This is a genomic window from Paraburkholderia graminis C4D1M (genome assembly GCF_000172415.1).
GTDB lineage: Bacteria > Pseudomonadota > Gammaproteobacteria > Burkholderiales > Burkholderiaceae > Paraburkholderia > Paraburkholderia graminis.
In genome coordinates, this window is the sequence record NZ_ABLD01000002.1 from 1 (window position 1) to 14,418 (window position 14,418).

Annotated in this window: 14 protein-coding genes; 9 read left to right on the forward strand and 5 right to left on the reverse strand. The window is 62.1% G+C overall.

Annotated elements, in window-relative coordinates; translation table 11 throughout:
* Window positions 1-75 precede the first annotated feature (75 nt).
* The 4 genes from BGRAMDRAFT_RS02950 to BGRAMDRAFT_RS02965 form a co-directional block, all read right to left on the reverse strand.
* Entirely contained in the window at window positions 76-855 is a 780-nt protein-coding gene (locus BGRAMDRAFT_RS02950) for an alpha/beta fold hydrolase (RefSeq protein WP_006047165.1), read from the reverse strand.
* A 69-nt stretch (window positions 856-924) separates the two neighbouring features.
* Window positions 925-1,260 carry a DUF4148 domain-containing protein gene (locus tag BGRAMDRAFT_RS02955; protein WP_006047166.1) on the reverse strand — a complete coding sequence of 112 codons (336 nt, stop codon included), beginning with the start codon at window positions 1,258-1,260 and terminating at the stop codon, window positions 925-927.
* Window positions 1,261-1,499: 239 nt separating this feature from the next.
* On the reverse strand, window positions 1,500-3,008 hold the full coding sequence (locus BGRAMDRAFT_RS02960) for a M81 family metallopeptidase (RefSeq protein WP_006047167.1): 1,509 nt from the start codon (window positions 3,006-3,008) through the stop codon (window positions 1,500-1,502).
* Window positions 3,009-3,126: 118 nt separating this feature from the next.
* Window positions 3,127-4,416, reverse strand: a complete 1,290-nt coding sequence (locus tag BGRAMDRAFT_RS02965; protein WP_006047168.1) for an MFS transporter — start codon at window positions 4,414-4,416, stop codon at window positions 3,127-3,129.
* Between the two features lie 161 nt (window positions 4,417-4,577).
* On the opposite strand from BGRAMDRAFT_RS02965, the gene BGRAMDRAFT_RS02970 reads away from it, so the two are divergent.
* On the forward strand, window positions 4,578-5,522 hold the full coding sequence (locus BGRAMDRAFT_RS02970) for a LysR family transcriptional regulator (RefSeq protein WP_006047169.1): 945 nt from the start codon (window positions 4,578-4,580) through the stop codon (window positions 5,520-5,522).
* A 19-nt stretch (window positions 5,523-5,541) separates the two neighbouring features.
* Here BGRAMDRAFT_RS02970 and BGRAMDRAFT_RS02975 read toward each other — a convergent pair whose 3' ends face one another.
* Window positions 5,542-5,940: a BON domain-containing protein gene (locus BGRAMDRAFT_RS02975; RefSeq protein ID WP_006047170.1), complete on the reverse strand. Its 399-nt coding sequence runs from the start codon at window positions 5,938-5,940 to the stop codon at window positions 5,542-5,544.
* A 350-nt stretch (window positions 5,941-6,290) separates the two neighbouring features.
* Between BGRAMDRAFT_RS02975 and BGRAMDRAFT_RS02980 the strand changes: the two genes are divergently transcribed.
* The 8 genes from BGRAMDRAFT_RS02980 to BGRAMDRAFT_RS34375 all read left to right on the forward strand — a co-directional run bounded on the left by BGRAMDRAFT_RS02980 (window position 6,291) and on the right by BGRAMDRAFT_RS34375 (window position 14,305).
* On the forward strand, window positions 6,291-7,565 hold the full coding sequence (locus BGRAMDRAFT_RS02980; protein ID WP_006047171.1) for an ABC transporter substrate-binding protein: 1,275 nt from the start codon (window positions 6,291-6,293) through the stop codon (window positions 7,563-7,565).
* A gap of 28 nt (window positions 7,566-7,593) precedes the next feature.
* Window positions 7,594-8,472, forward strand: coding sequence for a carbohydrate ABC transporter permease (locus BGRAMDRAFT_RS02985; RefSeq protein WP_006047172.1), 879 nt, complete (start codon window positions 7,594-7,596; stop codon window positions 8,470-8,472).
* Window positions 8,460-9,272, forward strand: coding sequence for a carbohydrate ABC transporter permease (locus BGRAMDRAFT_RS02990; protein WP_006047173.1), 813 nt, complete (start codon window positions 8,460-8,462; stop codon window positions 9,270-9,272). The genes BGRAMDRAFT_RS02985 and BGRAMDRAFT_RS02990 overlap by 13 nt, the downstream gene beginning before the upstream one ends.
* Before the next feature lie 10 nt (window positions 9,273-9,282).
* Window positions 9,283-10,317, forward strand: coding sequence for an NAD(P)-dependent alcohol dehydrogenase (locus BGRAMDRAFT_RS02995; protein ID WP_006047174.1), 1,035 nt, complete (start codon window positions 9,283-9,285; stop codon window positions 10,315-10,317).
* Between the two features lie 3 nt (window positions 10,318-10,320).
* Window positions 10,321-11,496, forward strand: coding sequence for an ABC transporter ATP-binding protein (locus BGRAMDRAFT_RS03000; protein WP_006047175.1), 1,176 nt, complete (start codon window positions 10,321-10,323; stop codon window positions 11,494-11,496).
* 44 nt (window positions 11,497-11,540) lie between these two features.
* Complete coding sequence (locus BGRAMDRAFT_RS03005; protein ID WP_006047176.1) at window positions 11,541-12,443, forward strand: AraC family transcriptional regulator; 903 nt, start codon at window positions 11,541-11,543, stop codon at window positions 12,441-12,443.
* 49 nt (window positions 12,444-12,492) lie between these two features.
* Window positions 12,493-13,953, forward strand: coding sequence for a xylulokinase (gene xylB / locus BGRAMDRAFT_RS03010; RefSeq protein WP_006047177.1), 1,461 nt, complete (start codon window positions 12,493-12,495; stop codon window positions 13,951-13,953).
* An 82-nt stretch (window positions 13,954-14,035) separates the two neighbouring features.
* Window positions 14,036-14,305 carry a hypothetical protein gene (locus BGRAMDRAFT_RS34375; RefSeq protein ID WP_006047178.1) on the forward strand — a complete coding sequence of 90 codons (270 nt, stop codon included), beginning with the start codon at window positions 14,036-14,038 and terminating at the stop codon, window positions 14,303-14,305.
* The last annotated feature ends 113 nt before the right edge of the window (window positions 14,306-14,418 follow it).

Consider the following 14,418-nt stretch of genomic DNA (forward strand, 5'->3'; position numbering starts at 1 on the left):
CCCCGACATGCGGGCGCCCGAACAACTCCATTAAGCTGACGTTTGTATGTACACGGCTTGCAAGCCTGCCTGCCGCTATTGCGCCGCTTTCGCTGCCGCGATGATCGTGTCGGCGACCAGCTTCGGCTGACTGACCATTACGACGTGGCTTGCATTAGCCATCGTGACGTGCGCGCCGATGTTCTTCGCCATCGCCTGTTGCAGATGCGGGTCAATCATGCGGTCCTGCCCGGTCACGACGAAATACGACGGCTTGTCGTGCCACGCCGCTTTCGTGACCTTCTCGCCGATACAGGCCGAGGCCCACGGACCTTGCGTCGCCGCGATCACACGGCGTTGCGGCAAAGGCACGTCCTGCGCGAAATCCTCGAGAACGGCTTTCGTCGACAGAGTCAGATAGCCGGCCGAGTCTTTCTGCAACTCGCCGGCCCACACGGGCGCCGGCTTTCCTTTGGTGATGTCGTCGATGGACTGACCGCTGTCCGGCGCGAACGCGGCGACATAGACGAGGTTTTTGACCTTCTCTTCGTTGCCTGCTTCACTGATTACCACGCCTGCCCACGAATGGCCGACCAGCACCACAGGTCCGTCCTGCTGCTCGATCACGCGTTTGGTCGCCGCTACATCGTCGGCCAACGAGCTCAGCGGATTTTGCACCGCGACCACGTGCGCCCCTCGCGCTTCGAGTAGCGGAATCACTTTGTCCCAACTGGAACCGTCGGCGAACGCACCGTGCACGAGCACGACGTTCTTGCCCTTCAGATCCTGCGGCGGCGCGGCGTGCGCAGCCTGCAGCGCAAACAGGCCGCCGAGCAACAGCGCGGCACCGGCGAATTTCTTGAGAAGTCTTGTCATTTGTTTTTCTTCCGACGAGAGAGTTGACGACGCGCGCTTTACGCCCGGTTAAGCGCGCCGTCGCGTGAATCACGAATGCGCGTAGATCGGGCCGAGACCGACCACGTCTTGCTGCGAAGTCGACACGTGGTTCACCGACGAGTGCGAACCCGCCGCCGAACGGCTTTGCTCGACGCCGCCATATGCGGCGGATGCCGAGCCGTTCTGCGCGGCAATGCGTGCTTCGGCCGCTTCGATGTTGCTCGGATATTGCGTGTTGTCGCTGGCCGGGTTGTAGCCGGCCTTCTGCAACTGGACGAGTTCCGCGCGCACATCGGCACGCGTCAATGCGTGAGTCGATTGAGCGAACGAGACGGCAGGAACGGCAACGAGTGCTGCAACGAGAAGGGATTGAACGAGTTTCATGAGCTTTCTCCAGATAAAGACGGCATATAAAGGTCGAGGTTCGGTTGAAACACGCGGCAGCAGGAAGCTGCGAGCTAGCGTGTCACCCGAATCCGGCGCAGTGTTGCGAATCAACCTTGCGTGTAGACATTTAACCCCGCCGACGTATCTGCAATGTTTTCGCAAAGCCGTTTAATGCAACGGCGTTTATCTCGACACGGCGTGGATACACTGCGATACAAAAACCTCTGCGAATCGAATCAGCCGGCTACCGTATTCAACTCGCTGAACGACGGTCCGAGCGGCCGCACGCGCATGTCCGGGGCGAGATGTTCCCACGGCAGATCGGCCGGATCGGCGGCCATCGGGCCAGGCGCTTTGGCGACGAGAATCGCCTCGGCGATCGCTTCGAAATCCGCGCGAAAATGCACCGAACTCTTGTTGACGAGAATCTTCATTTGCTCCGGCTCGATGCCCGCCACGCGGAACAGATTGCGATCGAAGATCTGCATCTTCACGGAGCTCACGGCAATGCGCACGCCTTCTATCCGCAAGCAGGCGACCGGTCCCAATTCCCCTTCCATGCCGTTCAGCATCGGGCCGTCGAAGCGGAAGCGCCCGTCCGACAAGTGCTCGACTTCGAATTCGGCTTCGAGCGGCGAGTCGCCTTCCACACCGGAACCGCCGCCGAGCCGCAGCGCAATCTTCGCGCCGACACCCGCACGATGCGCCGCCGCCGCGGCTTGCGCGTCCCAGATCACGCCCACGGCCGCATCGGTCGCACCGTGGCGCAACAGCGCACGCACCATGCCCATGGTGTTCGAATCGCCGCCCACGCCGGGGTTGTCCTGCGTATCCGCGATGATGACCGGGCGCGTTGCGGACGCGCTCAGGCGGATCGCCTCGAGCGCGGCTTCGTCGGGCGAGAGAAAGGGCACGTCCCAGCGCGCTTCCTCGCCGACGATCTTCGCGAACAACGCATCGGCGGCTTGCGCGGCTGCTTCTTCGTCGAACGAATAGGCCCAGATCGTCGGGCCGCACTCGGGGAAATCCGCCGCCGGGAAACCCGGCGCGAACGACACCGAGACTACCGGCCGTTTTTCCAGGTCGGCGAGCATGCGATACATGTCGTTCGCGGGCTCGACGAGCGTGCACATGCCGTTCACCGGAATCAGGAAAGGAACGCGGCGCACCGCGCGATGCAACGGCCGCCGCTCGCGCATCAGGTCTTCGAGAATGCGCGCGGCGCGCTCGCCGGTTTCCGCCATGTCGACGTGCGGATACGTGCGATACGCGACGAGCGCGCTCGCGTGAGCGAACATGCGCGCGGTGACGTTCGCATGCAGATCGAGCGACACGACCACCGGCATCCGCTCGCCGACGATCCGCCGCACGCGCTCGAGCAACTCGCCCTCGCCATCGTCGTGTTGCTCGGTCACCATCGCGCCGTGCAGGTCGAGATAGATCGCATCGAAGCCGCCTTGTTCGACCGCCGCGATAATCTCGCCGCCGATCCGCTCGAAGGCGTCGGTGGTGACATGCGCCGACGCGCTCGCGCCGGCCCAGATCACCGGCTTCAACTCGCGGCCATTCGCTTCCATGACCTTGATGAAACCGCCGATCGGCACGTTGACGTCGCGCAGATTGAGCACGCTGGCGCCGCGCACCATCGGCGGGAATCCCTCGCCTTGAACGAAACTCTCGTACGATGCCTTGGTCGGCGCAAAGGTATTGGTTTCGTGCTGGAAACCGGCGATCAGGATTTTCATTGAAGTCACCTTGCTATGTTTGACTCGTGCGCGAACGCACTCGGGTGCATCCACGAATTAATTCGGATGCCTATTTGTCATGTCGTTAGAGATCTGAGCAAATACAGCTTCGAAGCAGCTATTCCTGCTTGAGCGTCAGCTTGCCCTTGAGGATGAGAACGGCGGCCAGCGCGGCCGCGCAAGCCATGACGAAGAGTCCCGCATGCATGCTTCCGGTCCCCGCCTTCGTCCAGCCGACAACTGCCGGGCCCCAGAAACCACCCGACAATCCGACCGTATTGATGAGCGCGATTCCGCCCGCCGCCGCCGTTCCTTCGACGAGTTGCGACGGGATCGCCCAGAACACCGTGTAGGCCATCCACAGGCAAGCGGTGCCGAGCGTCAGCGCGACAAGCGTAAGCGGCAGATTGCCGTCGGCAAGGATCGCTGCGATCAGGAAGACCGCGGCGCCCAGTGCGGGAATCGCGAAGTGATAGCGTCGCTCGCCGAGCCGGTCGGAACTGCGGCCGGCGAGATACATGCAGACGGCCGCGGCCACATAAGGAATTGCCGTGTACCAGCCTAGCCGTAGCGTGTCTTTCACGCCCTGCTCCTTGAGCAACGTCGGCAGCCAGAAGCTGATCGCGTAGATCGGAAAAATGACGCTGAAGTAAGCCAGCGCAAGCACATACACGCGCGGGCTTTTCAGCACCGCCTTGAACGAATCCGCGCGATGCTGGGTCGGCGCGGTTTCGCCGTCGAGCAAGGCTCTTTCACGTTCGTTGAGCCAGCGTGCTTCGGCGGGTCGATCGGAGATCACGCGCAGCGTCAGCAGGCCGAGCACGATGCACGGCAAGCCTTCGACGAGAAACATCCACTGCCAGCCCGCGAGGCCGCCGACGCCGGCGAGATTCGTCATCAGCCACGCCGACACCGGGCCGCCGACAATGCCGCCCAGCGGTCCCGCGACGAACACGAGCGCAATGGCTCGCGCCATACGCGCCGGTCCATACCAGCACGACAGGTAATAGATCATGCCCGGCGCAAAGCCCGCTTCGAATACGCCGAGCAGAAAGCGCATCGCGTAAAACGCCGGCACGCTGCGCACGAACAGCATGCACGCGGATGTGATGCCCCACAGCACCAGAATGCGGCTGAAGGTCTTGCGCGCGCCGACCTTCGGCAGCATCAGGTTGCTCGGCAGTTCGAACAGCACGTAGCCGATGAAGAAGATGCCCGCGCCCACGCCATACGCGGCGTCGGAGAAACCGAGGTCGGTCTGCATCTGCAACTTCGCAAAACCGACGTTCACGCGATCCAGATACGCAAACATGTAGCAGGTCATCAGAAACGGCAGGAGCCGCCAGTTGAGCTTGCTGTACAGCGCGGCGGCGGGATCGCCGGCGGCCGATGGATGAATTGCTGACATGGTTGTCTCCGAATGTCTCACTGGCCCGTCGCAGGGGTTGAGTCGATGGTGGCAGCGCAAAAGTCGGCTAGCAAGAGCAACTAAGTTCACGTATCGTTGCCTTTTAAGCAACGCAACGGCGATCGCCATGAAAACGCCAATGCGGCGTGAGGAGCGGTGAAATGCGAGAAATCAACCAGCAGCGTCTGCGCTATTTCCATGAAGTGCTGACTCATGGCACCGTTCGCGGCGCGGCCGAGCACATCAACACGTCGCCGTCGGTCATTACGCGGCAGATCAAATTGCTCGAAGACGAACTTGGCGCCGTGCTGTTCGAGCGACAGGCGCGCGGCGTGAAGCCGACCGAAGCCGCGATGCATCTGCTCGAATTCTGGCGCGGCTATCGCTCGCAACAGGAGAAGCTCGAAGACCAGTTGCACGCGCTAAAAGGTCTGCGCACCGGGCAAATTCAACTGGCCGTCAGCGAAGGCTTTGTCGATATCTTTGTGGACGATGTGCTGGCGCCGTTCTGCACGCGCTATCCCGGTCTCGAAGTCAGCATGACGATGCTGGCGGTGGACGCGTTGCTCGACGAGGTCGCGGAGAATCGCGCTCATATCGGGCTCGCCTATAACCCGCCGCCGCACGCGCGCATCGCGTATCGCGCGAGTTCGGCGCAGCCGGTCGTGCTGTTACTCAGAAAGGACCATCCATTAGCGAAACGGGGCGGCCCGGCGAGTCTCGATGACTTGCAGGCGTATCCGCTTGCGCTGATGCCGTCCACGTTCGGCATCGGCCATGTCGTTTCGATGGCGCAGGTGGCCGCGAACGTGTCGATCCGCCCAACGCTCGTCACGAACTCGTTGAGCGCGCTAAAGCGCTTCGTCACCGCGGAGAATTTCATGACGCTGGTCGGAGAATTTGCCGCGTACCGCGAACTCGGAAGTGAGGAACTCACCACGGTTGCGGTCGCTCATCCGCTATTCGAGAGCGCGCAGGCGAGAGTGCTGGTCAAAGCGGACCGGCCGCTTGCCGCCGGGCCGCTGGAACTATTGAAATGGATCGAGGAACGCATGCCGATGTTCGCGCCGGTGAAACGGCCGGCGCGCCGGAAACCCATACGCTGAATCCAAAGGCTGTGTTCGTTCAGCCTCCGCCTTGCTCGCGCAGCGTCAGTTTGCTGCTGACCGAGGTCACGCCTTGTACTTTCTTCGCGGCGTCCACTGCCAGACCCTCCTGATCGTCGCTCTCGATCTGTCCGGCCAGCGTCACATGACCCGTCTTTGCATTGCCGAACACGGCGATGGTTGTGTCTTCAAGACCCTTGGTCCGGAACAGGGCTTTCTGGACTGTCTTCGAAAATGTACGATTAGCTGCCCGAACTGATTTCTTGCTCGGCGCCGGGTTGCTGGGTGACACGCTGCTGGCGGACACGCTGCTGCCCGATGCCGCAGCCACGGCGTCTGCGGCGAATGCCGGCGTGTATGCGAATGCTGCCGCAGCTAACGCGAGGCCGCTGCTCACAACGAGATGTCGAAGTTTCATGATTGATCCTTTTGAGGTTGGAGAGAACAACGTTTTGGTTTTTTAGAACGATCACTGCAACTGGCTACGCTTGCGCCGTATAGACATTAGAAGCGCGGAATGTATCTGGTGTGTGTCGGCGACGTATCGGAACGTATCGCCCAGATACTGGCACGCGCGCGCCGCCATCACTGACACATTTTGTGCGCCGCATCCAACGCGCGAGCAAAAAGTATCAGCGCCTTCGACCTTTTGCAGTGGCCCGCACTCGACCGCGACTACTACAGTTCTCGTCACCGTACGTCTGCTCTGCTGCCAACCGCAGCGCCCGTATGGCGATGACAAGAACATTCCAAAATGCGGAGACGAGCATGAAACCGATTCGATTCTTGACGGCCTGCACCGTGCTGGGCGCAGGCTTTCCCCTGCTGGCGGCGGCCCAGACCTGCAACGTTCCCGTGCTCAAGGTGCTCGCGCAAAAGAGCCTGGGCCTCACGGTCATGGAAAAGTCGCTGCCCGATTATCAGAAGCGCAGCGGCACCCGGATTGAAATCAATTACTTCGGCGAGAACGACCGTCGTTCGAAATCGCGGCTCGACGCGTCGACGGGTGCCGGTTCCTATCAGATCTACTACATCGACGAGGCGAACGTCGCCGAGTTCGCATCGGCGGGCTGGGTCGTGCCGCTTCTCAAGTACTACCCGAAAGACGCCGACTACGACGACTTTCTGCCCGGCCGCCGCGCGGTGGCAAGCTATAAGAACGTCGCGTATTTCGCTCCGCTCATCGGCGGCGGCGACTTTCTGTTTTATCGGCGCGACATTCTCGAGAAAGCGCATATACCCGTGCCGAAGACGCTCGACGAACTCGTCGCGGCCATCAAGAAGCTCAATGCACCGCCGAACATGTACGGCTGGGTCGCACGCGGTCAACGCGGCTCGGGCATGAACGTGTGGCGCTGGGCGCCCTTCATGCTCGCCGAGGGCGGCACATGGACCGGCAAGAACCAGGCGCCGGACTTCAATTCGCCGGCCGCGGTGAAAGCCACGCTGCTCTATCGCGATCTCTTCAAATATGCGCCTCCCGGCGCGGCGACCTACGACTGGAGCAATGCGCTCGAAGCGTTCCGTTCCGGCAAGGTCGCCTTCATGATCGAATCGACGCCGTTCGCCGACTGGATGGAAGACCCCACGAAATCCAGCGTGGCCGATAAAGTCGGCTACGTCAGGCCGCCCGCACCGTTGCCCTCCGCTGCCTATGGTCACGGTCTCGCGATTTCGTCTGTCGGCGCGAAAGACGAATGCACGCGCCAGGCCGCCGGCAAGTTCATTGCATGGGCGACGGGCAAGGACCAGGAGCAGGCGCGCCTGCGCGAGAACGTCTTTAGCGACTACAACCGCACGAGCACGATCAAAAGCGATTACTTCCAGAAGCATGTGAAGCCGCAGATCCTCGCCGGACTGAACGACACGAATCCGGTGACGAAGGTCACGATCTGGTCGAGTCCGCAATGGCCGGACATCGGCGACAACCTGGGCATCGCGCTCGAAGAAGTATTCACGGGCACGCAACCGGACGCTCAGGCAAGCCTCAACGACGCCGTTCAGTATGCCGAGGACGCGATGCAACACGGCGCGAAGAAGTAACGCCGACGCCACGCTGTTGGAGACGTCAATGTTCAATCGGGGCAAAACCAGCCTTCCGTTCGTGTTCCTTGGACCGCCTCTTGCCGTGATGGCGGTCCTCGGTCTCGTTCCTACCATCGCGGCCATCAATCTCGCGTTGAAGAACCGCGTGCTGCGCTACGCCGATAGCGACTACGTGTGGCTGCGCAATTTCGCGCGCCTGTTTTCGGACAGGCGCTTTGTCAACGCCATCGAAGTGTCGGCGATCTGGGAAATCGTCACCGTGCTCGGCGCGGTCGTGGTGGGCGTGGTCATCGCCATCTATCTGTTCGAGCAGGTGCATGGCCGCATGCGCGCCGTGATTTCGTTATTGCTGATCGTGCCGGTACTGCTGCCGCGCGTGTCGGCGGCCTTCATCTGGAAGTTCATGTATTCGCCGCTGACCGGCATTCTTAGCTGGTTTCTCGGTTTGCTGGGCGTCGAGAACACCGCGTTTCTGTCCGATCCGCATCTTGCGTTGTATGCGGTGGCGCTTGTCGATATCTGGCAATGGGGACTGTTTTTCGCGGTGGTCGTATTGAAACTGCTCGAGACGTTGCCGCCCGAGCCGCTAGAAGCTGCGCGGCTCGACTATGCGCGCACCTGGCAGGTCTATGCGTACATCGCGCTGCCGATGCTGAAGGTGCCGATCATGAGCCTCGTGTTCATCAAGATGGTCGAATCGCTGCGCTCGTTCGATCTCGTCTATGTGATGACCAAGGGCGGACCCGGCATCACCACGGAAACGCTGGACATGTATGCGTATTCGCAAGGCATCGGCTTGTCGGGCAAAGTCTCGTATGCGTCGAGTATGGCCGTCCTGATGATGGTCGCGACCACGCTCATCTTCACTTTCATCTGGAAGCGGGTGAACAAATGGGAAGACTGATTTCGCGCAGCGCGGCGTGGTCGTTCGGCGTGGCGCTCGCGCTCGTTGCCGTCTTTCCGGTGTTGTGGGCTTTCCTCAATTCGTTGAAGAGCCTGCTCGATATCGTCACGCCGACGCCGCGCTTTATCTTCTCCCCGACGCTCGAGAACTACCGGCAAGTCGTGTCGAGCCCCGAGGTGCTGATCGGACTCGGCAATAGCCTGTCTATCGTGGGCTTTGCCGTCATGCTCGGCGCGCTGCTCGGCGTACCGGCTGCGTATGTCATCGCTCGCTATCACGTACCGGGAAAGCGCGACGTCCAGTTCTTTCTGCTGTCGCTGCGATTCCTGCCGCCTGTGGCCGTCGCAATTCCGCTGATCGCTATCTGGGTCGACCTCGGTCTGTACGACACGAAGTTGTCGATGGTGGTCACGTATCTGCTCGTCACGCTATCGACCATCACATGGCTGTCCATTCCGGTCTTCCAGCGTCTGCCGAGCGAAGTGGAAGAGGCCGCCACGCTCGACGGCTACGGCCCCTACGCGGTGTTCTGGCGGATCGCCTTGCCGATCAGCGCGACCACGCTGATGGGCGGCATCGTGTTCAGCTTCGTGCTGGTGTGGAACGAACTGATGATCGCGCTCGCCCTCACGTCGTCGAGAAGCGCGACGCTGCCGGTCGTCGCATCCGCGTTCACATCGCTCGGACAGGAAGTGCCGTGGGGCGTGATCAACGCGTCGACGGTGCTGCTCGCGCTGCCTCCGATTATTTTTGTCGGCGTACTCGGCCGGCTGTTGAACTCAATGCTCAAAGGCAAGTAAGGAGACTCTTTTGAAAGCCCTCGTACTCGAAGAAGCACGGCAACTCGCGCTGCGCGATATCGACCTGCCGCTCGAAGTCGGTCCGCGCGATGTCAAGATCAAGATTCATACGGTGGGCGTGTGCGGAAGCGACGTGCATTACTACACGCACGGACGTATCGGTCCGTTCAAGGTCGACGCACCGATGGTCCTCGGCCACGAAGCATCCGGCACGGTGGTCGAAACCGGCAGCGAGGTGACGCATCTGCATGTCGGCGACCGCGTCTGCATGGAACCGGGCGTTCCGCAATTCGACTCGCCCGCCACCATGCGCGGCCTGTACAACCTCGACCCCGCCGTGCGCTTCTGGGCCACGCCGCCCATTCATGGCTGCTTGACGCCGTATGTCGTGCATCCTGCCGCTTTCACGTTCCGGCTTCCAGACAATGTGTCTTTCGCGGAAGGCGCGATTGTCGAGCCGCTCTCGATCGGCCTGCAGGCCGCGAAGAAGGCTTCGATGAAACCGGGCGATGTCGCCGTGGTCATCGGCGCGGGGACGATCGGCGCGATGACCGCGCTCGCCGCGCTCGCAGGCGGCGCGTCGCGCGTGATTCTCGCCGACGTCATCAAGGAAAAGCTCGCGCTGTTCGCCGGCAATCCCGCGGTGACGACCGTCGATGCACGCGAGCAGCGGCTCTCCGATGTGGTTCGCGAAGTCACGACGAACTGGGGCGCCGATGTGGTATTCGAGGCGAGCGGCAACGCGCGCGTCTACGACGACCTGTTCGATCTGCTGTGCCCTGGCGGCTGTGCGGTGCTCGTCGGCATGCCGGTGGACCGCGTGCCGCTCGATGTCGTCGCGATGCAGGCGAAGGAGGCGCGCCTTGAATCGGTGTTCCGTTACGCGAATGTGTTTCCGCGTGCGCTTGCATTGATCAGCTCGGGCATGATCGACGTGAAGCCGTTCATCTCGCGCAAGTTCGCTTTCGCCGACGGCCTGAAGGCATTCGAGGAAGCGGCGGCAGCGCGCCCGCACGATGTGAAGATCCAGATAGAGATGGACTGAGTCATGGCGAAGATCGTTTGCAAGGGCCTCACCAAGCGTTATGACGGCGGACCGCCGGTGCTGCATCCGCTCGACATGGAAATCGACGACGGCGAGTTCGTCGTGCTGCTCGGGCCATCCGGTTGCGGCAAGTCCACGATGCTGCGCATGATCGCGGGTCTCGAAGGCATCAGCGGCGGCGACCTGGCGATCGGCGACAAGGTCGTGAACGATCTGCCGGCGCGCGAGCGCAACGTCGCGATGGTGTTCCAGAACTACGCGCTGTATCCGCACATGACGGTGTATGAGAACGTCGCGTTCGGCTTGCGGCGGCTGAAGGTGCCGGCGGCGGAGATCGACCGCCGCGTGCGCGAAGTCGCCGCGATGCTGAATCTCGACGCCTTGCTCGATCGCAAGCCACGCGCGATGTCGGGCGGTCAGCAGCAGCGCGCCGCCATCGCACGGGCCATGATCAAGACGCCTGAAGTGTTTTTATTCGACGAGCCGCTGTCCAATCTCGACGCGAAACTACGTGCGCAGTTGCGCGGCGACATCAAGCGCTTGCATCAGCGGCTGAAGACCACAACGGTGTATGTGACGCACGACCAGCTCGAAGCGATGACGCTCGCCGACCGCGTGATCCTGATGCGAGGCGGACGTATCGAGCAGGCCGGCACACCGTCCGATCTCTACCACTTTCCGCATACGCTGTTCGCTGCGGGCTTCATCGGCACACCCGCGATGAACTTCATGTCCGGGACCATTGAACGCACCGGCGACACCTGTTTCGTTCAGGTGCAAGGTCAGCGCTGGACGCTTGCCGGGCCGCGCTTTGCGAAGTTGCAGTCGGGCCAGGCGGTCAAGCTCGCGATCAGGCCGAACTATCTGAAGGTCGCCTCCGCGGACGACGACATCGCGATGCTCAAGCTGCGCGGCAAAGTGGAACTGATCGAACTGCTGGGCGCGGAGGCGCTCGTCACGCTTGAATTCGCCGGCGAACGCCTCGCCGCTCTTGTGCCGGCAAGTGAATTGCCGGCGCTGGATAGCGTGGTAACGTTCCAGTTCAAACTAGCCGACCTGCACGTTTTCGACGCGCAGACGGAGCAGAATGTGTCCTTGCCCGTTGCTCACATGAGAGCGACATCGCCGGTTGATCCGCTGCATCGGACCACGGGCGTGCAAGGAGCGGCTGTACATTGACGCAATAAGACGCGGCCCCGAGACAGCCGCCAAGGAGAAGCGCGATGAATCCGGACCTCGAACTGGTGCACACGCGGCGCGACGAGTCGTTCCGCGCCTGGGTGCATGACTATCCGCACACGGTGGCGAAGTGGCACTTTCATCCGGAGTACGAGATTCACGTCATACGCGCGTCGTCGGGCAAGTTCTTTGTTGGCGACTTTATCGGCGACTTTGCGCCAGGCAATCTCGTGATCACCGGGCCGAATCTGCCGCACAACTGGATTAGCGAAATCGGCGAACGCGAAACGGTGCCCTCGCGTGACGTGGTGCTGCAATTTTCGCGCGATGCGATCGAACGCATGGCGGCCGCGTTCAATGAATTGCACCCCATTGTCAGTCTCGTCGACGACGCCGCGCGCGGCATCCAGTTTCCCGATGCCGTGGGTCTCGCCATCGCGCCGATGATGATGGAGCTTGCCGCGTCGCACGGCTGCCGCCGCGTCGAACTATTGATGTCGATCTTCGACAGGTTGTCGTCGTGCAACGAGCGCACCCTGCTCGCAGGGCCCGCCTACGACGTCAACGCGCATCGCTACATGCAGTCCACGATCAACCAGGTGCTGTCGTACATTCAGCAGAATCTTCCGGGCACTTTGCGCGAGGCCGATGTTGCGGAACTCGCCGGCATGAGCGTGAGCACATTCACTCGCTTTTTCCGCCGTCATACGGGATGTACGTTCGTGCAGTACCTGAACCGTTTGCGCATCAACGAGGCGTGCGAACTGCTGATGTGTTCGACGCTTAGCGTGACGGACATCTGCTATCGCGTCGGCTTTAACAACCTGTCGAATTTCAATCGCCAGTTTCTTTCGACGAAGGGGATGCCGCCGTCGAAGTTTCGCGCGCTGCATCAACTGAACGAACACGTGAACGAACACATCAACGAACACATGATCGCGGCCTGACGTCTTGCCTCGGCAACACACGACGGCCGCCACAACCGGGACGACACTCTTGACTTTCCTTGGAATCGACCTTGGGACATCCGAGGTCAAGGTACTGCTCACCGACGACGAATCGCAAACGCTTGCCACCGGCAGCGCACGGCTTGAAGTCGAAAAACTCCATCCTCACTGGTCCGAACAGAGCCCGCAGTCGTGGTGGCATGCCACGCTCGATGCCATCGCGCAGGTGCGTGCGTCGAATCCGGCAGGCTTTGCGGCGCTGCGCAGCATTGGCTTGTCGGGCCAGATGCATGGCGCGACGCTGCTCGATCGCGCGGGCCAGGTGCTGCGTCCAGCGATTCTCTGGAACGACACGCGCGCGGCTGCCGAATGCGTGGAACTCGAAGCGCTGGTGCCCGAATCGCGTTCGATCACCGGCAACCTCGCCATGCCGGGCTTTACCGCGCCGAAACTTCTGTGGCTGTCCAAGTACGAGCCGGCCGTGTTCCGCGCAGCGCACAAGGTGCTGTTGCCGAAAGACTATCTCGCGTGGCGGCTCACGGGAGAATTCGTCTCGGACATGTCGGATGCGTCGGGCACGCTATGGCTCGACGTGGCGAAGCGCGACTGGTCGGACAGAATGCTTCACGCCACCGGGCTTTCGCGTGAACACATGCCGAGGCTCGTCGAGGGCAGCGACGCAGCGGCACAGTTGAACGATACGTTGCGGCGCGAATGGGGCATTGCGAACCCGGTGCTGCTGTGCGGCGGTGCGGGCGACAACGCGGCGAGTGCGATCGGCATGGGCGTCGCCGAAGCCGGTAGCGCGTTTTTGTCGTTGGGTACATCGGGCGTTCTGTTTGCAGGCACCGACCGCTTTGCGCCGAATCCCGCGCAGGCGGTACATGCGTTCTGCCATTGCTTGCCGGACCGCTGGCATCAGATGAGCGTGATCTTGTCGGCGGCTTCGAGTCTCTCATGGTTGTCCGGCGTGCTGAAGACCGACGTCGCCGAGCTTGCGGCCTCGGCCGAAACCGCCGATGCACGCGGCGCACCGCTGTTTCTGCCGTATCTGAGCGGCGAGCGCACGCCGCACAACGACGCGAACGCGAAGGGCGTGTTCTGGGGACTCACCGGCGCTCACACGAACGCCGACCTCGCGTACAGCGTGATGGAAGGCGTGGCCTTCGCGATGGCCGACGGTTATGCGGCGCTACAGGGCGCGGGGACCACGCTGGACACCGCGTCGTTCATCGGCGGCGGCTCGCGTAGCCGCTTCTGGGCCCAGCTTTGTGCAACCGCGACGGGCGTTGCCATGCGCCGTCACCAGGGCGGCGATGTCGGCGGAGCGTTGGGCGCCGCGCGGCTTGCGCGTCTGGCCGTGACGAAGGAGAGCGTCGCGCAGGTGTGTACATCGCCGGCGACGATCGAGGTATGCGCGCCTGACGCGGCGCAACGAGGCTTAATCGAAGAGCGGCTTGCGCGGTATCGCAGGATCTATGCGGCGCTTAAGGACGAGTTCTCCCGATAGCGGTTCGTTACGTTCCAAGTCGCTCAGCGTTTCGTCAACGCAGCCGCGCTTCAATGACCGAGGCGCGGCTGCGGTATTCCACATGGCAAGGGTTCCTGCCAACACCACACTGTGGCCCCAACGCGGACCACGGCTAAAGACTCCTGTCACCGAACGCCGCGAGAAGCATCGCGGCCTCCTCGCGAAGCTCCGCACACTGCCGCACCGCGTCGTCAGCGGGGTTCGCTCTTCCGATCGCGTCGAAAGCGGCCATCGCTACGCACAGTTCGTGCAGCAGGTCATCGGTTATGAAGGGGAGTTCGGAATCCATGCCCGCATTAACGACATTCCAACGGCCGACTTTAACGGCTAACTAGCCGGGCGCGTTTTTTCGGCGATATCGGCATTGCATGGGTGTCGCACACCGCTCCGCTAGAATGCGGGGGAACCCACATGTAAAACCGGCGCTCTCCCCTGCGCGACCCG